This is a genomic window from Microcosmobacter mediterraneus (assembly GCF_031846265.1).
Taxonomy (GTDB): domain Bacteria; phylum Bacteroidota; class Bacteroidia; order Flavobacteriales; family Flavobacteriaceae; genus Microcosmobacter; species Microcosmobacter mediterraneus.
Window position 1 is genome coordinate 76,502 of the sequence record NZ_JAVRIA010000004.1, and the last position, 20,107, is coordinate 96,608.

Sequence of the window (20,107 nt, forward strand, 5' to 3'; positions counted from 1 at the left end):
GATTTTGAGAAATTTAACGTTTGTTACCTAGCAGAAGAAAAAATAATCTTGCATAGAGACCATGTTATATGAATGAAAATACTGTGTAATCTCAGACTGTGCATCTTCATTGGCAACAGTAATGATACTTTGAGGATCCTCTAATTGTTCTAAATAATTAAATGGCAACAACCTTTTTTCATAGATGTCTTTACCAATTTTTTTAGGATTATCGCATATCCAGTAAAACTGAATTTTTTTCTCAATGAGTAGTTTTGCGATGTGTTTTCCTTTTGTACCTGCGCCCCAAATTGCAAGAGGTCTACTGTTATTAAAATCTGATTCTAAAAAGTAATGTAGCTTAATATCTAAGAAATGATTCTGCGCATAGTGTTCATGTGTTCTAGAAGTTCTTGTGGTGTAATCTCTCCAATAAAGTAATATTTTTTGGCTTGGAATACACTTTAAACCATGCTTTTTAAACCTAAAAGCCAAGTCGTAATCCTCTGGATATCTATTTGGTACAAATGCTTCAGATTTAATTAAATCTTCTCTATGAACCATCCAGCAAGGCGATGGAATAACACATTCTTTATAGATTTCAGAAAAATTAGAGCCTTGGGTTGTTAGTGAGTTTAACCAAGTCTCGTAGCGTGCAAATCCTTCGCCAACTCCATTAGCACAAAAGTATTTAACTAAACCCAAAGCGATATGACCAAGTCCATGTTCTTGTAAATCTTTAGCCATGAATTTAAGTTTATCTAAATGCATAATGTCATCACTATCCATTCGAGTTATATAATCTCCCTTACTATGGCTAAAAGCAGTAGCAAGAGCATCAATAATACCAAAACCAGAATTTTTTAGAAGTATAATTCTATCGTCTTCAGCAGCACATGATGCAGCGATGGAATAACTTTTATCACTAGAATTGTCATCTACAATAAGAAGTTCCCAATTGGTATAGCTCTGATTAATAATGGAATTTAGGCACTCTAAAAGAAATAATTCAGTGTTTTTAAATGGAATTAGAATACTAACTAAAGGTGATTTCATTGCTAGTACTTAGCTGATTTTCCTTTAGATAGAGAGTTTTTAATAAAGATTCTAAGGTCGTCATTTGCTTTGATGAGATCTTCGTTTCTTAGGTACATCATGTGACCACTTCGGTAACCTTTAAAAGTAAAACGATCTTTCATTTTACCACTAGGATCTACTTGCCACATGGTGTATTTGGCATTAAAATAAGTAGTTGCACCATCATAATAACCAGATTGCACTAAAACCTTTAAATACGGATTCTGAGCCATGGCCTGTCTTAAATTATCACGAGTATTATCGTTAGATCTATCCCAATTACCAACATTACCAAATACATTATACTTTACATCTGTTTTAAAGTTTAATTCATTTTGTATGTAATAATTTATTGCTGGAGTAAACGAATGTAACCATGAGGTAAGCTCTGCGCTATAATCTGGACTTGTTCCTGTTTCTACCTTGTCAATACCTAAATAGCGTGAATCTAATCGACCTATAGTTTGTCCAGTTTTATCTCTTAATAATTCCTTCCAAAAGAAACGATTAGGTACATCTAAGTTTTGCTGTGAAATTACTTTTTCAGATAATCCCGAATAATAACTCATTTGTTTAGCAATTGCTTTTTTTTCTGCTTCTGAAATAAAACCTCCTTTTGAAATTGCTGGGATGAGTTGATTAATTGCGAAGTCTTCAGCTTCAGGAAGTATATCTAGTAAGTCTTTGTTCTGAAGCGTAGCAGGTAGCATCTTATGATACCAAGCAGCAGCTGTATAATATGGCAAGTTTAATGCAGACGATACTGGTCCGCCAACACGTAGTACTTTGTAGTCGGCAGGAGATACCATAATAACACCATTTAAATACATCCACTGACTGTTTTGTAGCTCTAAGGATAAACCCATAACACGAGTGCCACCATAACTTTCGCCTATAATATATTTAGGTGATTCCCAACGGTTGTGTCTGGTTACAAACGTATTCATCCATTCTGCTAGATATTTTACATCAGCATTAATACCAAAAAAATCCTTGTCGTTAGCGTACTCACCATCATTGTTTTTTACACGTCTAGAATAACCAGTGTTTACAGGATTTATAAATACAATATCTGCAATATCTAATATGGAGTTAGGATTGTCTTTTACACCATAAGGTTGTATTGGATAGCCTTCATCATCAATCTTTAATACTTTAGGTCCTGTATAGGCAATATGCATCCAAACTGAAGCAGAACCAGGACCTCCATTAAATGAAAATACTAAAGGACGTTTAGGGCCTTTGTTAGTATTACTGCGTTTGTAATAGGTATAGTATAATGATGCGGTTACTATATCATCTTTATTCCAAACAGGTTGCATACCTGTTTCTGCTGTATATGTAATTGAAACACCTTTAATAGTTACTGAGTGGTTGGTAATAACCATTGTGTCTACAGGAAGTTTTCGTTTTTGAGCATAACTGAGTCCAAAAACAAAAAGCAGTAAAATATATTTGTACATATTTAGAATAAATCAATTATTAAAATCTAAAGATAGGAAGAAAAACTAAGAGTTAAAATCCTTCAAAAACACCCAATCCAAAGAGAGCAAAATCGTATTTTACAGGATCCTTAGGGTCAAGTTTTCGTAAACTATTATCAAGTTCAGTAAGAGCTTTTGCATCATTTTGTTTTCGGTTTAGTAAGCCTAGTTTTCGAGCTACATTACCTGAATGTACATCTAAAGGACAAGAGAGTTGTGAAGGTGATAGAGTATTCCAAATCCCAAAATCTACACCAGCATTATCATTACGTACCATCCAACGTAAAAACATATTGATACGTTTAGCAGCGGAACCTTTAAGAGGATCGCTTACATGTTTTTGTGTACGTGCTAAATGTTTAACTTCAAAAAACCTTTGTTTAAAATAATGAATAGCCTCTTGTGTAGAATCTGATGTTGTGTTTTTAGTAAAAATTCTTTCTAGACCATTATGTTTGTTATATATGTGCTTTAAACTTGTGATAAATTGTTTAGCATCAATGTCATTAAAGGTTCTATGAACAAAACCATTTAATTGGTTGAGATCATTTTTAGTATGCTGCATCACAAACTCATAAGGTGTGTTATCTAATCGTTCCATCAGCTTTGTGGCATTATTAATAATGCTTTTACGATTTCCCCAAGCAATAGTTGCTGTTAAAAATCCAGCAATTTCAATATCCTCTTTTTTAGTGAAGCGATGTGGTATTTGTATTGGATCACTCTCAATAAATTTTGGGTTATTGTATAGTACTACTTTACTGTCTAAAAAGTCTATTAATTGTGTTTTGGTAAGTTTTGGCAAGACCTAAAATTTGAGCAAAACTAAGTATAACTTTTAGATTAATATTTTTTTGATGGTCTTTATGTTCTAATTTTAAAACGATAACTTAGCTAAAGAGATATTAAATTTAAATTATTAGGATACTGATAATTATAAAAATTAATTGATATTTAACATTCAATGGAAGCAGGAAAAAAAGGGATATCTTATAAAATTAAATGGTTTTCTAATATCGTCAATAATGGCCTGTTTTGGCATGGAGTGCGTAATACTTTAGCAAAAATCGGATTAGATTTTATGCCCTATTTTTGGGAATTAGGTTCAACAGATATTGTTCCACCTAAAATTAGGGATGACGAATCTAAATATAAGCTGTATACTTTTAAGAAAGAAGAAATACTTTATGTTAAAAAAAATATTATTGGTATTGACCATAAAGATTTATTAAACGATTTAAATAATGGAGATACTTGTTTAGGTATAAAGAAAAATGAAGATATTTGTATCTATTCTTTTATAAGGCATAAATCTTTTTCTTTTAGAGGTAGAAAATTTGAGATTAAACCTATTGAAGGTTATGTGCATAATACTTATACATTTGAAGCTTATAGAGGTCTAAATTTAGCTCCTTATCTGCGTTATCAAAGTTATCAGCATCTTAAAGATAAAGGCGTTGTGAAATTTTATAGCATTAGTGAATTTTTTAACAAGCCTACATTAAAATATAAAAAGAAACTCAACGTAAAACGATTAAAACTCTATCTGAGCATAATTATTTTTAAAACTTGGAGTTTTAACTTTACCTTAAAAACGTATTAATTTATTTACTGACTATAGAAATTTAATTAGGGTCTCAAACACAACAATTATTTTCCTTCTTTAGAATTTTTTCTATTTTGATTTAAATTAGCTACGTTTTTAAGAACTTTATTAATTCGTATTTTTTTTAAAAGAAAATATGCAATAAATTTATTAATAAAGTTAGGTATAAAAGGAAGAGGCCTAAGAAGATCAATGATTAGAATAGCTCTTTCTTTATCAGAATTATTGATCACCTCATGATCCCATGTGTCGTCAAAAAGTATACTTTCTTTTTCTTTCCAATGATATATTTTATCCTTTATTCTTATGCTAGGAGGTGAATTTTTAGGTACCTGAAGTCCTAAATGATACCTAAGATATCCTCTGTAAGGACCATGATGTGCAGGTATAGATTTCCCAGGTTCTAATACAGAAAAAAACACTTTATAAGCATTAGGTATAGTGTTAAGTAATTCAGTTGTTTTTGGGCAAAGCTCTTTAGCAAGATCTGGTGTTTTGCCAGAATAGTTTAACAAAAACACCTTCCATTTTAATTTTTCTTCCACCTTAGCTGAAATAGCATATGATCTTTGGTCTACTTCATGGTAGGCTGGAATTTCAAAATGTTTATTTACATTTTCAAATTCAGTTTTAACAGAATTAAAATTTTCTTCAATAACAGATAGTTTTGGGAATGTTTTTTTTACATCAAAAAATACTGGTCTGTTTTGTCCACCATCATATTGTTTAATAATTAGGTTTCCAAATTTCATTATGTAATTTATTGTAATTGCACGAAAGTTCATATAAGGACTAAATGTTTTTAATTAACTAAAATAATTTGAGACCAAAACATGAATTTAGAAAACTTAATACATGTTTCTTTAATATTTGGATGAAGTATATAAAATAATCTTTAAAGTCCAGAAAATGATATTAAATTGAACTTAAGATATATAATTACTATATTTCTTATTAGAAGGTTTTAAAATTAATATTTAGAGATCCTTGGTGATTATATATTCAGAATTTCTTTAAATTCTTATATCACCTTTGTCAAATTAAATAAGATTCATAATTCTTATATTCGCAAAGCACAGAATTATTCCATAAAGCTATGAAGCATTGGTTTAAAAACCTTCTAAAAGATAAATTTCTAGTATTTAAAGTAAGAGATCGATGGTCTGCGTCAGTGCAGATTTCTCAACGAAAACTTTACCTAAAGTATCAAGAGCAATTAAAAACAAATACATTATCTACAATTTCAGAAACAGGTTTTAGAGTTTTTTCTCAATTTGAGGAAGATGGTATGTTGTTGTTTGTGTTTTCAGTTTTAGGAATGCCACATAAAACCTTTGTGGAAATTGGATCTGATGATGGTATAAACAGCAACTCAGCTAATCTATATTTTAATTTTGGATGGCATGGATTATTTATTGATGGTAATTCTAAAAGTATAAAACGTGGCCGAAAATTCTTTAGTAAATATCCACATCCTTGGTTTTATAAACCAAAATTTGAGAATGCTATTGTAACTAAAGATAATATCAACGATCTTATTAATTCTAATGGATTTAATGGCGATATTGGTCTGTTATCAATTGATATTGATGGTAATGATTACTGGATTTGGGAGGCGATTGATGCCATAACGCCACAGGTAGTTATTATTGAAACTCACAGAGAATTTGGTTTAAAGAATATTGTGGTTCCTTATGATGCTAATTATACGTATCCTGGCAAGCATCCTTTATATAATGGTGCTTCACCTGTTGCAATGGTTAACCTCGCCAAGAAAAAAGGGTATCGTTTAGTTGGTGCAAATGCTCTTGGCTTTAATTTTATTTTTATTAAAAACGGATTGGCTGATGATGCTATTCCTGAAGTTTCTGTAGCATCTGTTTTAACGCATCCTTCTGTTGCAGAGAGCCAAAAAGGATTTGATGATATTAAGGATTGGGATTATATTGAGGGTTAGTGTGTAAATGCTAATTTTTCTTATCTTGAGGTGTATTAACAATAACAATCTAATGAGCACTAAAAAATCACGTCGCGAGTTCCTAATAACAAGTTTAAAAGCCAGTTTAGCAGTGCCTTTATTGTCTTCTGGATTATATGCTTGTAATTCTGCTACAAAGACTAAAACAGATGCTACAGAGAGTAAGTCTAAGAAACTTAATATCCTTATACTAGGTGGTACCAGTTTTTTAGGGCCTCACCAAATTGCTTACGCTTTAGATCGTGGACATTCTGTTTCTATTTTTACAAGAGGTAAAACAATACCCAAGGTTAGAACAGAAGTGTTTGATAAGGTAGAACATCTTATAGGTGATAGAAACGATAACTTAAAAGCTTTAGAAAACCGCAAATGGGATGCTGTAATAGATAATTCTGGGAGACAGGTTGATTGGACTAGGAAAACTGCTGAACTCCTAAAGGATAATTGTGAATTATATATGTATACCTCTTCTGTTGGTGTATATTATCCTTATGTAAAAGAACGTTATACAGAAAGTGATTCTGTTGTGCTAAAAGTACCAGAAGATGCCACAGAGATTGAGCGTTACGAGTATGATTATGGTGTTATGAAAGCCAACTCAGAGTTGGTTGCAGCTGAGCATTTTGGAAATGATAGAACTATTGTGGTACGACCAACGTATATGATTGGTCCTGGTGATAGAACAGATCGTTTTATGCATTGGCCAATACGCTTAAGTCAGCCTGGTGAAGTATTGGTTCCAGGAAAATCTAATGATGCTGTGCAATATATAGATATTAGAGATGCTGCTGAATTTATGATTCGCTTGTTAGAAGACAAAAAATCTGGTATATACAACGCTACTGGCCCAAAACAGTCCCAAAACATACTCGATTTTGTAAAGGAAGCAAATACTGCTTTTAATATAGATCATAACTATGTTTCTATAGATGATTATGAATTTTTAGAGAAAAATGAAATTTATTTCAGTATTCCTTGGATAATGCCAACTCCAGATCATTTAGGCTCAGCAGGTATGAGTACTGAAAAGGTGATAAATAACGGAATGACCTATAGATTTTTAAAGCAGACAGTTAAGGATACTCATGATTGGTGGAATTCTGACGCTGTAGATGCTAAAAGAAGAGATGATTATATGGCTAATGCTGATACATTGCTCAATAAAGAAGCAAAGTTGTTAGATGCTTGGAAAAAACGTTGATTACTAGCTTTCAAAACTCCTAAAACTTCCATCGGAATAGAAAATTACGATACGTTCAATTGCTTTATCACTAGATAATGGCTTAGAGGTCTTTATTTGAGATAATTTAGGTTGTGAAGATTTAAGTTGAGGTTTTTGAATGGTGTCATGTTTTGGCTGTGAAGGAAAATGACCTTTGCCATTCATAAGCCAATACAATTCAACTTCAGGATAGGAGGAAAGTACCTTCATAACAAAGTCTAAACTTGGCTTATTTCTGCCACTCAAAATATGTGAAATTGAAGAACGTTGTACACCGATTTTTTCAGCAAATGACGATGCGCTTTCACCGTAAAAATCAATGACTTTTTGTAAACGTTTTATAAAATCTTCGGTGTTTATCATTGTAAACAGATGAATTTTAGTTTTGAGTGTTACAAAAGTAAACAATGTAGGTCTAATAGTGGTAATAAGCTGTGTTAAAGTTATTTATTATTTAAATATAAACTTTATTTAATTTATATTAAATTACTGAATTACAACAATATATTATAAAAATATAATTTTTATTATTTAATTTTCAATTGTATTGGGCTTGTAATCAATAAGAGGTGGTTATTTTGATTACAATTGTAATTAAATATACGTATCATAGCTGTTTACATTTGTAAATTATCAAATGTTTACCTTTGTAGTCTATCGCATTTTAATGAACGCAAATTTTCTACAATCTACCTTCAATAATCACTATCAAAAGCAGCTGTCTCATCGCTATATTTGTAATGATCATATCATTCCGATTTTAGAAAAATTACCAGCTGATTTTTCATGTTTAGAAATTGGTCGTTCAGTAAAAGATGAGCCTATTTTTTCGGTTCGTTTTGGTTCAGGATCGTTAAAAATTTTGATGTGGTCACAAATGCACGGAAATGAAAGTACTACTACCAAGGCTATTTTTGACCTATTTTCTGTTATTTCAAGTAATAAAAATGCGTTCAAATCTATATTACAAACTTGTGATATTACTATTATTCCAATATTAAATCCAGATGGCGCTAGAGTTTACACACGTGTTAATGCTAATGCTATTGATTTAAATAGAGATGCTAAAGATTTTTCTCAACCTGAAAGTAAAGTATTAAGGCAAGTTTTTGATACGCTTAAACCAGATTTCTGCTTTAATCTTCATGGACAGCGTACTATTTTTAGTGTAACCAATAAAAACTCTGCTACATTATCCTTTTTAGCACCAGCAGAAGATAAGAAACGATCAGTTACAAAGACTAGAATCGTAGCTATGTCTATTATTGCTAATATTTATAAGTACCATAATTACCAATTAGAAGATCAAATAGGTAGGTATGACGATACTTATAATGACAATTGTGTAGGTGATACTTTTCAGAGCTTGGGAGTACCAACTGTATTATTTGAAGCAGGACATTTTAAAAACGATTACGTTAGAGAAAAGACACGTCAGTTTATTTTTGAATCGTTATGTGTAGCGCTCCAAGAAATTTCTAAAGGTATAGATACCTCAGTTTATAAAGATTATTTTAAAATTCCTGAAAACGAAAAATTCAGGTATGATGTTATTATTAAAAATACAAGTTTAAATGGTGAAGTAACATCTATTGCTATTCAGTATGTTGAACAATTGCATAAGAATAAGGTGCAATTTATACCACAAGTTGTAGATTTAGATATAGGAAGTCAATACAAAGGTCATTTTGAAATTGATGCAAAAGGTAATACAGTTTTAACTCATGAAAGTAAATCATTATTTCAAGGATACGAAAACGATTTCGTGTTGATAAATAATGAAAAATATGCATTAAAAGCTTAAAAAAGCTTTGATTTTATGAGTAATCTTTATTGAAATTGCTTTATTTTTGCAATTAATTTAAAGATTCTTCAATTTATGGCTAAGTTTAAATTAGATGATATTGACCATCAGATCCTTGATATGTTAATCGATAATACAAGGATTCCGTTTACAGATATAGCAAAAAAATTAGTGATTTCTGCTGGAACAGTACATGTACGAGTTAAAAAGATGGAAGAAGCAGGTATTATTAAAGGCTCATCGTTGACATTAGATTATAAAAAATTAGGTTATTCATTTATAGCGTATGTTGGTGTTTTTTTGCAAAATACCTCTCAAACAAAATTTGTATTAGAACGAATTACAGAAATTCCTTATGTAACTGTTGCACATATCACTACAGGTAAGTTTAATATTTTTTGTAAAATAAGAGCCCAAAACACAACACATGCTAAGAATATTATTTTTCAATTAGACGATATTGAAGGTGTTTACAGAACAGAGACAATGATATCTTTAGAAGAGAGTATTAATGATAAGAAACGATTAATGCACACTATTTTCAACGAACTATAACTATCTTAATATATTTAACTTAAAACCCTTTGTTAACAAAGTTTTCAAAGGTTTTTTTTTATTTTAAAGTTATGCTCATGTGAAATAAGAAGATGTTTTTAATTCTGAAAATAAAACAGTTCACAAGCTTTATTAACAAGAAGGTAAGAGTCTTTTAAGCTTTATAATACTCAAAAGCTTCAATGATTAATGCATTCTCAGCTTGGCAGTCATATTTGGGTTTACCAATAGCTTCAAGTAAAACAAAGTTGATGACACCATGAGAGTTTTTCTTATCAAATTTTAAGAGCTCTATGATATGTTCGTAGTCGTCCTCATCTATACTTATTTTACCATACAAATTTTGAATATTTGTTTTTATAGTAGCTAAATCTTCTTTAGATAGATCTAATAATTTATATGATAAATAAGATTCTAAAATCATACCAATGGCAACAGCTTCACCATGTAGCAACTCTTCTTTGGCATCATAATCTAAGAAGTACGATTCTATAGCATGACCAAGAGTATGCCCAAAATTTAAATATTTTCTAACACCATCTTCATTAGGATCTGAGTTAACAATATTGTTTTTTATAATTACAGATTCATAAATCAGTTGCTCTAAATCTTCAATATGAAGTTGTGATAAATCTGATAAAGTATCCCAATACTTTCGGTCAGCAATTAAGCCATGTTTAAGCATTTCAGCTAGTCCAGAACGTAAATGATTTTGAGGTAGCGTTGCTAAAAATTCTGTATCAATAATAACCATTTCACCAGTTGCAATGACTCCAATTTGATTTTTTATAACACCTAAATCAACACCAGTTTTCCCGCCAACAGAGGCATCAACCATAGCTAGTAAAGAGGTAGGTATGTTTATATAGTTAATACCACGTTTAAAAGTACAAGCTACAAAACCACCAAGATCAGTTACAACACCACCACCTAAATTAATAATTAAACTTTTTCTATCAAAACCTAGATCAGATAAGGCCTCCCAAACACTAGTGCAAGTGTCAATAGTTTTACTCATTTCACCTGCTTCAATTTCAATGATATCAAAAACGATATCGCTTTCAACTCTAGAGAGAAATAAAGGTAAACAAGATTGGTGTGTGTTTTCATCTACAATAACCACAACTTTAGAGTAGTTTTTTTCAGCTAAATGAGTTTTTAAAACCTCATAAGCTTTTATATTAAAATGAATTTCGCAATCTTTTGCTAGTATAGAATTCATAGGTGTATCATAGCGTAATAGAGCTCGAAAATACTTAGATTTTCATAAAAAATAGCAAACGAATAAATATATTTGTGTAAATACTTTTGTGACGATGACTAACACTCTTTTTGAAAATACTGAAATAGCTTTTCAGCTTAAATCAGATTCTGAATTAGAACGCGCTTACTTCTTGTTTAAAATGATATCACATCAGCCTTTAGTTAGGATTGGTACTGCTGCGACTAATTTTGCTTTAAAAGCTAATCTACCAGTAGAGGGATTAATTAGGTCAACAGTCTTTGATCATTTTTGTGGCGGCATTAACGAGGATGACTGCCTACCAGTAATCGATAATATGTATAGCAAAGGTGTGTGTTCTGTATTAGATTATTCTGTAGAAGGTAAGGAGAGTAAAAACCAATTTGATGATGCTAAATCTAAGATATTAAAACTCATTCAATTTGCAGATGAGAAAGAGGCTATGCCAATTGTAGTTTTTAAACCAACAGGATTTGGTCGATTTTATCTTTTTGAAAAAAAAGGGAGAGGCGAAGCTTTTACTGATGATGAACAAGCTGAATGGTACAGAATTGAAGACCGTTTTAAGGCTGTTTGTAGTTTGGCTAAAGAAAAAGATGTAGAGGTGCTTATTGATGCAGAAGAAAGTTGGATGCAAGATGCAGCAGATGAGCTTGTTGAGGATATGATGTGTTTGTATAACACTGAGAAAGCCATTGTTTATAATACCTTACAGACGTATCGTTGGGATCGTTTTGATTATTTAAAAAGTTTACATAATCGTGCTTTACAAGATGGGTTTACTGTAGGTATAAAAATTGTGAGAGGTGCTTACATGGAAAAAGAAAGAGATAGAGCAGAGGAGTACGGTTATAAGTCGCCAATTTGTGCTGATAAAAAAACTACAGATGATAACTTTAATAGATCACTAACTTATATGCTTAATCATCTAGATTCAATTGCCTTGTTTATTGGTACGCATAATGAAGAGAGTAGTTATTTAGCGATGCAGCTTATGGATAAATTAGGTATTGCCAAAGACAATAATAACGTTTGGTTTGGTCAATTGTATGGCATGAGTGATCATATTAGCTTTAATCTAGCTGCAGAAGGTTATAATGTAGCTAAATATGTGCCTTTTGGACCAGTAAAGGATGTTATGCCATATCTTATCAGGCGTGCTGAGGAAAACACCTCTGTTGCTGGTCAAACCAGTAGAGAGCTTAACCTACTTAAGCAAGAAAAGAAACGAAGACAACTATAATTTAACCGAACTGGTACCACTTTTTCTTTTGCGGTGTGCTTCCATAGCCATAACCATAGCCTTTCTTTTTCTTTGTGCTATTAAGTAAAGTTACCATATTTGGTAATCGTTTTTCATCGTGCATGGTTTGAGCAATATGTAATTGACGTTTATCAATATTATCCGCGCTAACTACATAAACTACCATATCTGCATGATCGCTAATTAGTAAAGTATCAGTAACTAGACCAACAGCTGCAGTATCTACAATAATATAATCGTAATCTTTTTTTACGGTTTTGAATAATTCATCCACTCTATCACTCATTAAGAGTTCGGCAGGATTTGGAGGAATAGTTCCAGAAGGAATAATACTTAAAGAGTCATTGTCTTTAACTTTAATAATAATATCTTCTACTTTAATGCTTGGGTCAGATATATAATCTGTAAGTCCTTTCTTTGCTTTTATACTCAAATACTCATTAACTCTAGGGACTCTAATATCTGTCTCTATGATTAATGTTTTCTTTTCAGAAAATGATATTGATGACGCTAAGTTAATAGATGTATGAGATTTGCCTTCTTGACTGGTTGTTGAGGTAACAAAAACTACTTTACATTTAGATGCAACACTTTTTAGCATAAAATCTATATTAGATCTAACAATTCTAAAAGCCTCTGCTTTGGGTGAGTAATCTACCTTGTTAACCAATCGCTTTTTCTTTGAGGATTTAGGAATATCTCCTATAAATGGAATATTTAATATTTCATTTAAATCATTTTTGGTATGTATCTTAGTATCAAACTCTTCTTTAATAAAAATAAGTGTCATTGGTAATAAAAGCCCAAGAACTAATGCTGAAAGATAGACTAAACCTTTTTTAGGTGAAATTGGTCTTGTAGTTGCATAAGATGCATCAATAATTTTAGCGTTAGGAGAAGACATTCCAAGTGAAATTGCTGTTTCTTCACGTTTTTGTAATAAATACAAATACAATGACTCTTTGATATCTTGTTGACGCTTTATATCTCTAAACTTTCGTTCTTTAGTTGGAGCAGAATAAATTTGAGCACTAATGCGTCGATCTTCTTGATTGAGTGCATTTAATGTTATTTGGTTTGCTGATTGAATGTTTTCTAAACTCTGATTTAGGTTATCCTTTAAGGCTCTAATTTGATTATTAAGGTTAACAACCGTTGGGTTTTTTTCGCTAGAATTTTTTAATATCCTGTTACGTTGTAATACCAACTCATTATGGCTTTTGGTAATCTGAGATACTGAGTTATCAGCAATACCAACATCTGCAGGCAGTAAATCAGCATTTGTATCATTGTCCTTTAAATGATCTTTCATATAGTCAATAAGCTGTATCTGATTTGAAGTAGCAATTAGCTTTGCTTCATTTTCTTTCTCGCTTTGTAAGAAAATATTTGATTGTGCAGATAAGGCTGTAAGTCTATTATCTTTTTGTAAGCTTTCTGCTGTGTAATCTACTTGTTCTAATTCATTAGAAACAATATTTAGACGGTTATTAATAAAGTCTGATGTGATTTTCACAATCTGCTCTTTATCATTGATAACATCATCATTGTATTTTTCTACAATTTTATCTAGTATTTGATTAGCTTTATTTTTAATGTTTTCATTTAAAGTTAATTTTACCACACTAGAGGTTTCATCTGTAGCTTGAACTTTTAATTTTCTTAAATAGGTTTCAACTGCTGAAGACATTGAAGATATCTTCACTTTAATAGACCTTCCTATTAAGGGTTTATCGTCCTTAATCTCATTAGGGATAATAATAAAATCACCAAAACCAGATTTTATACGATCACCAAAGGCATAATTTTTACCATCTGGTGACCCTAATTTTAAAATATCTTTTCCGCCTTCATTAGATAATAAAAATTTAGAATCTGATTTTATATTAATATAAAATGACGTGTCAATTTTGTGTACAACAGAGTCTGAAGCAAAGAAATTAATTAGAATAGGAGGGTTTTTAAATAACTCTTGCTCTTTAATTCTTCCTTGCTCATAATATTGGATATTCAAATCTAAATCGTCAACTACTTTACCAATAATTGTTCTTGATTTAATGATCTCAATTTCATCAGAGACTTTATTGTAGGTGTTAGAGAATGGTCCAAAATTTTGAAGCGCAGTAATCTCTTTCAAAGAGTTATTTTGTTTATCCTCTTCTTTAATTTTTATGACTGCAGTGGCTTGATATTGATAATTAGCATATCTCAAGTACAAAAAAGCTATTCCTAAAAAGAATATTATAGAAAGCAAAATTAACTTCCAACGCCTTGTAAATGCATCTAACCTATTTATTGCATTAAAATTATGTCTACTAGATGTTGAATTCATAACAATTGTATTATCTAATTAAAATAGCAATGATAGTGGCTATTGTTCCGATAGCAGAAACAACGAGACCATTATTTTGGTTGTAGCTTGATTGTCTTATACGAGCTTTGTTAGGCTCAACATAGATAACATCGTTTTGTGTTAAGTAATATACTGGTGAGTTAACAACCGAAATTGACGTTAAATCTATTTTGGCATATTTTTTTTGCCCATCAACTTCTCTAATTAAAAAAATATTATCTCGTTTTCCGTAAATACTAAGATCACCAGCTAAACCTAAGGCCTCTGGAATTGAAATACGCTCATCCTGAACTGTAAATGTTCCTGGTCTATTAACTTCGCCAAGTACTGAAATTGTAAAATTAGCAAGCCTAATATTTACAATTGGATCTTTGATATACTCTGAAAGTATAGTTTTCATTTTCACTGTAGCTTCAGTTCTTGTGAGTCCGCCAAGCTTTACAGTACCAATCACAGGAAACTCTATATTTCCTTCCTTATCTATTAAATAGGTAAGCATTCTGCGTTGACCTTGTGTATTTAAATCAGTAGTAATACTAGACATTGCATCATAGGTTACTGCAGGTAAGTTGAAAGGTTTTACAGCTTCAGGATCTAAACCTGAGACGTTTATGGTAATTAAATCGTCTGCTTTATAGATGATTTCAAATGAGTTTTGTTTTGGAAAATCTTCAGATGATATTGGTTCATCTTGAAAATATACGATGTCTTTGCGAGAGCCACAGGAGAACATACTCAGCGTAAGCATTAAAACAAGGACTTTTATTGTAATTGAGTTTTTGGTTGACATTTTAAATTATGATTTGGTTGTTTTATTATCTAGAATTTCAAATTTGGAATTATTGGATACATACTCAGGAACTAGGTCTTTTATAAGAGAGACAATGCTAAGTATATTTGATGTTTTGCTTTTTACACACAATGTATTGATTTTACGCTCAACACTACTTTGGTCTACACGTTTTGCTTTAGCTATCATTATTTTTTCATGGTAGGTTGGCTTTGTGTTTTCGTCATTAGCTAGTAATTCTTCAAAAATCTTTTCTCCTGGACGTAAGCCTGAAATTTTTATATCTACATCTTCAGGATATCTAAGACCAGAAAGAATAATCATGTTCTTAGCTAAGTCATAAATTTTAATAGCTTCTCCCATATCAAATACAAATATCTCACCACCACTTCCCATTGCAGCTGCTTCTAAGACTAGTTGGCAAGCTTCTGGGATAGTCATAAAGTAGCGTGTAATATCTTTGTGTGTTACAGTAATTGGACCACCATTTTCTATTTGCTTTTTAAATAAAGGTATAACAGAACCATTAGAGCCTAAAACATTGCCAAATCTTGTTGTGATAAATTTAGTTTTCCCAAGTCCTTTTAGGCAACTTGTATATAACTCAGCAATACGTTTTGTTGCTCCCATTACATTTGTTGGGTTAACCGCTTTATCTGTAGAGATTAATACAAATTTTTCTACACCATGTTTAACAGATAAGTCTGCTATGTTTTTTGTACCTTGAATATTTACATCTACAGCTTCATGTGGAAAATCTTCCATTAATGGCACATGTTTGTATGCCGCAGCATGAAATACCAACATTGGTCTATATTTACTAAAAATAGCATCCATTCGTTTTGAATCTCTAACATCTGCTATTACTGAAACTACGTTGAGAGCATTATTCTGTTTTAGCTCTTGTTGAATTTCGTATAAAGGAGACTCTGAATTATCTACAAGGATTAATTTTTTATAATTATAGTTTCTCAGTTTTCTAACAATTTCACTTCCAATGGATCCTGCTGCTCCAGTAACTAATAAAGTTTTTGAGTCGTATTCATCCTTTAGAGCTGGGTTATCAATAGAAATGGGTTCTCTACCTAATAAATCCTCAATTTTAAAATCATGAATCTGTCCAACATTTAAATCACCATCTATCCAATTTTGAACAGGAGGAGCTATCTTAACTTTAATGTCTAATGAAAATAGTTGGCTACATATTTGTAGAAGTCTATAAGACTCTATAGTTTGAATAGATACTATGACTTCAGCGACATTATTCTTTTCAATAAACTCTTTTGTTATATGATCTATACTATGTACTCTAAGCTGATTAATTTTTTTACCAATTTTCTGTTTATCGTCATCGATAAAACCAATAACTTCTAATTCTGATTTTTTATCATTTGATATAGCATCATAGGTAAGCAGTCCAAGATTTCCAGCTCCAAAAATCAATACATTTTTTTGATGCTTTATCTCCTGAATTAATTGGTTATAAATAGACTTAATCATTAATTTAAAGCCAATTAAAAATATAATATTCAGAAGTAGATGAATGTAAATTATCGATCCAGGAATATTAATTAAAGTATCTGTATTAAATTTACGAGAAACAAAAGTAGCCACGATAAGAACTGTGGCTAAGATGTTTATACTAGTAAACAAATTTAATATATCCTTAAAACCTGTAAATCTAACAACTCCCTTTTGTGATCCTAAAACAATTAGACTTAATAATGAAATTACTGCAATGTATGGTAATTGTAGTGCGAGTCTTGAAATGTCAAATTCAAATTCAAAATTGAATCGTATGAGATGAGCTAAAAAGTAAGTTGATAGAATGATACATACATCAATGAATAGTATGAGCCATTTTGGCGCATAACGTTGAGAAATTTTATGTAAATATCGAGTTATCATTTTTTGAAAAATGATTTAATTGCATCTAAAACTCGTTGACGTTCAGCGTCTTTTAAGTTAGATCCACTTGGTAAACATAGTCCTTTTTTAAATAAATCATCAGAAATTCCGTTTAAATATTTAGGTGCATCTTTGAATATTGGTTGTTGATGCATAGGTTTCCATAGTGGTCTAGACTCAATATTAAATCCATTTAAGTGCTCAATTAATTGATGTTTTTGATTTTCTGAATGAAGTAAAATACAGCTCAACCAACGATTGGTAAAATACTCTTTTGGTGCTTCAATAAACGATATATGTTCAATATCCTTTAGGTTAGACTTATAGTAATCATAGTTGGCTCTTCGTTGCTGAACTCTTTGGTTTATCACTGTCATCTGTCCACGACCAATACCAGCTAAAACATTAGACATTCTGTAATTATAACCAATTTTAGAATGCAGATATTCTACAGCTTTATCTCTAGCTTGAGTTGATAAAAAAACGGCTTCATCTCTAAGTTTTTTTGATTTCGTTACCAAAGCTCCACCACCAGAAGTTGTAATAATTTTATTTCCATTAAAGGATAAAATAGAGATATCACCAAAGGTGCCACATTTACGATTTTTATAGGTGCTTCCTAATGCTTCAGCACTATCTTCTAATATTGGTATATCATAAGATTTAGCAATACTATGAATTTCATCTACCTTGTAAGGCATACCATATAAATGCACAGCAATAATTGCTTTGGGTTTTTTGCCGTTAGCTATTCTGTCTTTTATGGCTTCCTCTAATGTGTTTGGGCAAATATTCCAAGTCTCAGATTCACTATCTACAAAAATAGGTGTAGCACCTAGATAAACTATTGGATTTGCAGAAGCTGAAAACGTTTTACTTTGGCAGATTACTTCATCGCCAACGCCAACGTCTAATAATTGTAAAGCTAAGTGAATAGCAGCTGTACCTGAACTAAGTGCTGCTGCATGTATATCTTCTTTTAAATAAGTCTCAATATCATTTTCAAAACCGTCCACGTTAGGACCTAAAGGTGCAATCCAATTTGTAGCAAAGGCTTCATCTATAAAAGACTGTTCTTTGCCGCACATATGAGGAGAAGATAACCAAATCTTGGATTCCATAAACTCTTGTTTAGTAAGTTAATTTTAATTTTGGGGAACTAAATATTAAATTATTGAGCTCAATATGCAATTTATGCAAGTGCATTACCAAATAAACACGATGAAATCCAAAAAATAACGATTCTTTGGTAATTTTGTCTAAGTTAGTAACTACTGTTTAACTGTTTAGCTAATTCTTTTCCTAGATAAATTATTCTGCCACAATGTTCTATATGCCAAAGCGCTTGCGAATTAATAATGTTTCCTGCTAGTAAAGGTCCAGCGATATAAAGATTAGAACTAGCTTGAAAATTTTCATCAACAGTAAACCCTCTTAATGAAGCATTAGGTGTACATAGATTAGAGGATATCACTTGATCTAATAATGGGCTAACGGTTTCTGAGTTTAATGTTTTACCTCCAGTGCAGTTAATGACAACATCAACTGTTCTTTCTGAAATAATAGGAGTGGAGTCTCTTTTTATTTTATAGCTAAACCTTAATTTATCGGATTCATCAGGAATAATGGCTTCAAAGTACCCTTTTAAATTTATTAGTTTTTGAGCTTTAATAAGATTGTCTACTACATCTGTGTAGTGCTTACCAGCTCTTCTTTGTCTTTTTCCAATTTCATTACCATAGTGGCACGCAAAAGCTTTTAATTCTGTATTTGTGAGTTTAGGTAATAATGCTTTAAAACCATTAGAAATAGGAACTTCTGTAATGGCTGCACTATAACTTTTGTGCTCTGCAATATCTAAATCTTTTTGGGCTGCTTCGTAGATTTCTTTTGCTGTTACGTTCTCCTTGTCAGCAAGTTTTAATAAATGATTAGGAATAAAAACGATTTTTTTTGTGTTTTTATTCACTGCAGAATTTGGTAATTCACCTTGAGGCGAAATTACAGTGATAGTATTAATCTGATCTTTAATATCTTGTATATCATTTATTTTGTATATCATTTCCATGGCACTTGCATTGGAACCTATGATTACAAAATTTAATTTTTCAGAGGAGGTTCTTGCTTTTTCAGTAATCGTATTTAGATTCTTTCTAAATCCTGTTCTATATGGATCACCAATTAAAATACACTGATCTTTATATAGTTGATTAAATGTTTTAGGCCAAAGTTGTTTTATTGGTGGAATACCAACAGATAGAACTACTTTTTTGGAGCTTAACTTGGTCTGATTATTCTTTAACTGTAAAGAGAATACGTTACTATCTTCTCTGTTAACACTAAATACTTCATCGTTAACGAAGTTTATGTGTATCGTTTCAAAAGCTTTTGTTTTATTTATGATGTTATTAAGCTTTTGCGAGATGTATTTTCCAAAAAAGCGTCTTGGAATATAAATATTTTCCCAATTATTATTTGCAATTTCATCTTTATGAGTATTAACCCAGTTTTTTGTTAATACGCCACCTTTATCTAGTAAATTCTCAATTAAAAGCTCCTTATTTTTAGATAACCACGAAATAAAATTTTCACGCTCTTTGCCTTCAGGTAAAAAGTCAGCTAAAGAGGTAATAAGTAAAGCTGTTGCACCAGATCGATTACCATAAGCAAGACCAGTGAAATGCTCCTCACTTTTTTCAATGACAGTAATGTTAACCTTATTTTGAGGGCTTTTCGCCATTAATTGATTTAATAATGGTATCAAAGTATAGGATGTAGCAATCCCTGAACCTATGAAGGTTATATCTTGTATTATATTTCTGTAGTTATCTGTCATTTAGATGA

The 20,107-nt window shown here is 31.2% G+C and carries 17 protein-coding genes; 6 read left to right on the top strand and 11 right to left on the bottom strand.

Translation table 11 applies throughout. The annotated features are described in order from the left end of the window. Positions 1–27: 27 nt before the first annotated feature. From RM697_RS08625 to RM697_RS08635, 3 genes are read right to left on the bottom strand one after another with little or no spacing between them, the layout of a single operon-like run. Positions 28–1,035 (bottom strand): glycosyltransferase family 2 protein, encoded by a 1,008-nt coding sequence (locus RM697_RS08625; RefSeq protein ID WP_311427474.1) that lies wholly within the window; start codon positions 1,033–1,035, stop codon positions 28–30. Between the two features lie 2 nt (positions 1,036–1,037). Then, positions 1,038–2,519: a S10 family peptidase gene (locus tag RM697_RS08630; protein WP_311427475.1), complete on the bottom strand. Its 1,482-nt coding sequence runs from the start codon at positions 2,517–2,519 to the stop codon at positions 1,038–1,040. Between the two features lie 52 nt (positions 2,520–2,571). Continuing rightward, the gene (locus RM697_RS08635) at positions 2,572–3,345 is read right to left on the bottom strand and encodes a TIGR02757 family protein (protein ID WP_311427476.1); all 774 of its coding nucleotides are present in this window, start codon (positions 3,343–3,345) and stop codon (positions 2,572–2,574) included. Positions 3,346–3,504: 159 nt separating this feature from the next. On the opposite strand from RM697_RS08635, the gene RM697_RS08640 reads away from it, so the two are divergent. Next, complete coding sequence (locus RM697_RS08640; protein ID WP_311427477.1) at positions 3,505–4,143, top strand: hypothetical protein; 639 nt, start codon at positions 3,505–3,507, stop codon at positions 4,141–4,143. A 47-nt stretch (positions 4,144–4,190) separates the two neighbouring features. On the opposite strand, the gene RM697_RS08645 is transcribed toward RM697_RS08640, so the two are convergent. Next, on the bottom strand, positions 4,191–4,931 hold the full coding sequence (locus RM697_RS08645; RefSeq protein ID WP_311427478.1) for an aspartyl/asparaginyl beta-hydroxylase domain-containing protein: 741 nt from the start codon (positions 4,929–4,931) through the stop codon (positions 4,191–4,193). Between the two features lie 311 nt (positions 4,932–5,242). Here RM697_RS08645 and RM697_RS08650 point away from each other — a divergent pair, with 311 nt between their 5' ends. Together RM697_RS08650 and RM697_RS08655 are read left to right on the top strand one after the other, a co-directional pair. After that, positions 5,243–6,103 carry a hypothetical protein gene (locus RM697_RS08650; RefSeq protein WP_311427479.1) on the top strand — a complete coding sequence of 287 codons (861 nt, stop codon included), beginning with the start codon at positions 5,243–5,245 and terminating at the stop codon, positions 6,101–6,103. 52 nt (positions 6,104–6,155) lie between these two features. After that, a complete protein-coding gene (locus tag RM697_RS08655) occupies positions 6,156–7,325 on the top strand; it encodes an NAD-dependent epimerase/dehydratase family protein (RefSeq protein WP_311427480.1) in 1,170 nt (389 codons plus the stop codon). 3 nt (positions 7,326–7,328) lie between these two features. Here RM697_RS08655 and RM697_RS08660 read toward each other — a convergent pair whose 3' ends face one another. Then, entirely contained in the window at positions 7,329–7,709 is a 381-nt protein-coding gene (locus RM697_RS08660) for a helix-turn-helix domain-containing protein (protein WP_311427481.1), read from the bottom strand. A 304-nt stretch (positions 7,710–8,013) separates the two neighbouring features. Between RM697_RS08660 and RM697_RS08665 the strand changes: the two genes are divergently transcribed. Beyond that, on the top strand, positions 8,014–9,150 hold the full coding sequence (locus RM697_RS08665) for a M14 family zinc carboxypeptidase (RefSeq protein ID WP_311427482.1): 1,137 nt from the start codon (positions 8,014–8,016) through the stop codon (positions 9,148–9,150). 75 nt (positions 9,151–9,225) lie between these two features. Next, a complete protein-coding gene (locus RM697_RS08670; protein WP_311427483.1) occupies positions 9,226–9,705 on the top strand; it encodes an Lrp/AsnC family transcriptional regulator in 480 nt (159 codons plus the stop codon). 154 nt (positions 9,706–9,859) lie between these two features. Here RM697_RS08670 and aroB read toward each other — a convergent pair whose 3' ends face one another. After that, positions 9,860–10,927 carry a 3-dehydroquinate synthase gene (gene aroB, locus RM697_RS08675; protein ID WP_311427484.1) on the bottom strand — a complete coding sequence of 356 codons (1,068 nt, stop codon included), beginning with the start codon at positions 10,925–10,927 and terminating at the stop codon, positions 9,860–9,862. 94 nt (positions 10,928–11,021) lie between these two features. Here aroB and RM697_RS08680 point away from each other — a divergent pair, with 94 nt between their 5' ends. Beyond that, positions 11,022–12,191 (top strand): proline dehydrogenase family protein, encoded by a 1,170-nt coding sequence (locus tag RM697_RS08680; protein WP_311427485.1) that lies wholly within the window; start codon positions 11,022–11,024, stop codon positions 12,189–12,191. Position 12,192: 1 nt separating this feature from the next. On the opposite strand, the gene RM697_RS08685 is transcribed toward RM697_RS08680, so the two are convergent. The 5 genes from RM697_RS08685 to RM697_RS08705 all read right to left on the bottom strand — a co-directional run bounded on the left by RM697_RS08685 (position 12,193) and on the right by RM697_RS08705 (position 20,099). After that, a complete protein-coding gene (locus tag RM697_RS08685) occupies positions 12,193–14,544 on the bottom strand; it encodes a GumC family protein (RefSeq protein ID WP_311427486.1) in 2,352 nt (783 codons plus the stop codon). Positions 14,545–14,554: 10 nt separating this feature from the next. Further along, entirely contained in the window at positions 14,555–15,355 is an 801-nt protein-coding gene (locus RM697_RS08690) for a polysaccharide biosynthesis/export family protein (protein ID WP_311427487.1), read from the bottom strand. 6 nt (positions 15,356–15,361) lie between these two features. Beyond that, the gene (locus RM697_RS08695) at positions 15,362–17,263 is read right to left on the bottom strand and encodes a polysaccharide biosynthesis protein (RefSeq protein WP_311427488.1); all 1,902 of its coding nucleotides are present in this window, start codon (positions 17,261–17,263) and stop codon (positions 15,362–15,364) included. Continuing rightward, entirely contained in the window at positions 17,260–18,384 is a 1,125-nt protein-coding gene (locus RM697_RS08700) for a DegT/DnrJ/EryC1/StrS family aminotransferase (protein ID WP_311427489.1), read from the bottom strand. The genes RM697_RS08695 and RM697_RS08700 overlap by 4 nt, the downstream gene beginning before the upstream one ends. Before the next feature lie 143 nt (positions 18,385–18,527). Next, positions 18,528–20,099, bottom strand: a complete 1,572-nt coding sequence (locus RM697_RS08705) for an FAD/NAD(P)-binding protein (RefSeq protein WP_311427490.1) — start codon at positions 20,097–20,099, stop codon at positions 18,528–18,530. Between the last annotated feature and the right edge of the window lie 8 nt (positions 20,100–20,107).

What these genes read in the sequence shown, in the direction of transcription:
- RM697_RS08690 (WP_311427487.1), bottom strand. Translation starts at nt 15,355, where the DNA reads ATGTCAACCAAAAACTCAATTACAATAAAAGTCCTTGTTTTAATGCTT.
- RM697_RS08680 (WP_311427485.1), top strand. Translation starts at nt 11,022, where the DNA reads ATGACTAACACTCTTTTTGAAAATACTGAAATAGCTTTTCAGCTTAAA.
- RM697_RS08650 (WP_311427479.1), top strand. Translation starts at nt 5,243, where the DNA reads ATGAAGCATTGGTTTAAAAACCTTCTAAAAGATAAATTTCTAGTATTT.
- RM697_RS08630 (WP_311427475.1), bottom strand. Translation starts at nt 2,519, where the DNA reads ATGTACAAATATATTTTACTGCTTTTTGTTTTTGGACTCAGTTATGCT.
- aroB (WP_311427484.1), bottom strand. Translation starts at nt 10,927, where the DNA reads ATGAATTCTATACTAGCAAAAGATTGCGAAATTCATTTTAATATAAAA.
- RM697_RS08660 (WP_311427481.1), bottom strand. Translation starts at nt 7,709, where the DNA reads ATGATAAACACCGAAGATTTTATAAAACGTTTACAAAAAGTCATTGAT.
- RM697_RS08705 (WP_311427490.1), bottom strand. Translation starts at nt 20,099, where the DNA reads ATGACAGATAACTACAGAAATATAATACAAGATATAACCTTCATAGGT.
- RM697_RS08700 (WP_311427489.1), bottom strand. Translation starts at nt 18,384, where the DNA reads ATGGAATCCAAGATTTGGTTATCTTCTCCTCATATGTGCGGCAAAGAA.
- RM697_RS08645 (WP_311427478.1), bottom strand. Translation starts at nt 4,931, where the DNA reads ATGAACTTTCGTGCAATTACAATAAATTACATAATGAAATTTGGAAAC.
- RM697_RS08665 (WP_311427482.1), top strand. Translation starts at nt 8,014, where the DNA reads ATGAACGCAAATTTTCTACAATCTACCTTCAATAATCACTATCAAAAG.
- RM697_RS08655 (WP_311427480.1), top strand. Translation starts at nt 6,156, where the DNA reads ATGAGCACTAAAAAATCACGTCGCGAGTTCCTAATAACAAGTTTAAAA.
- RM697_RS08625 (WP_311427474.1), bottom strand. Translation starts at nt 1,035, where the DNA reads ATGAAATCACCTTTAGTTAGTATTCTAATTCCATTTAAAAACACTGAA.
- RM697_RS08640 (WP_311427477.1), top strand. Translation starts at nt 3,505, where the DNA reads ATGGAAGCAGGAAAAAAAGGGATATCTTATAAAATTAAATGGTTTTCT.
- RM697_RS08670 (WP_311427483.1), top strand. Translation starts at nt 9,226, where the DNA reads ATGGCTAAGTTTAAATTAGATGATATTGACCATCAGATCCTTGATATG.
- RM697_RS08695 (WP_311427488.1), bottom strand. Translation starts at nt 17,263, where the DNA reads ATGATAACTCGATATTTACATAAAATTTCTCAACGTTATGCGCCAAAA.
- RM697_RS08685 (WP_311427486.1), bottom strand. Translation starts at nt 14,544, where the DNA reads ATGAATTCAACATCTAGTAGACATAATTTTAATGCAATAAATAGGTTA.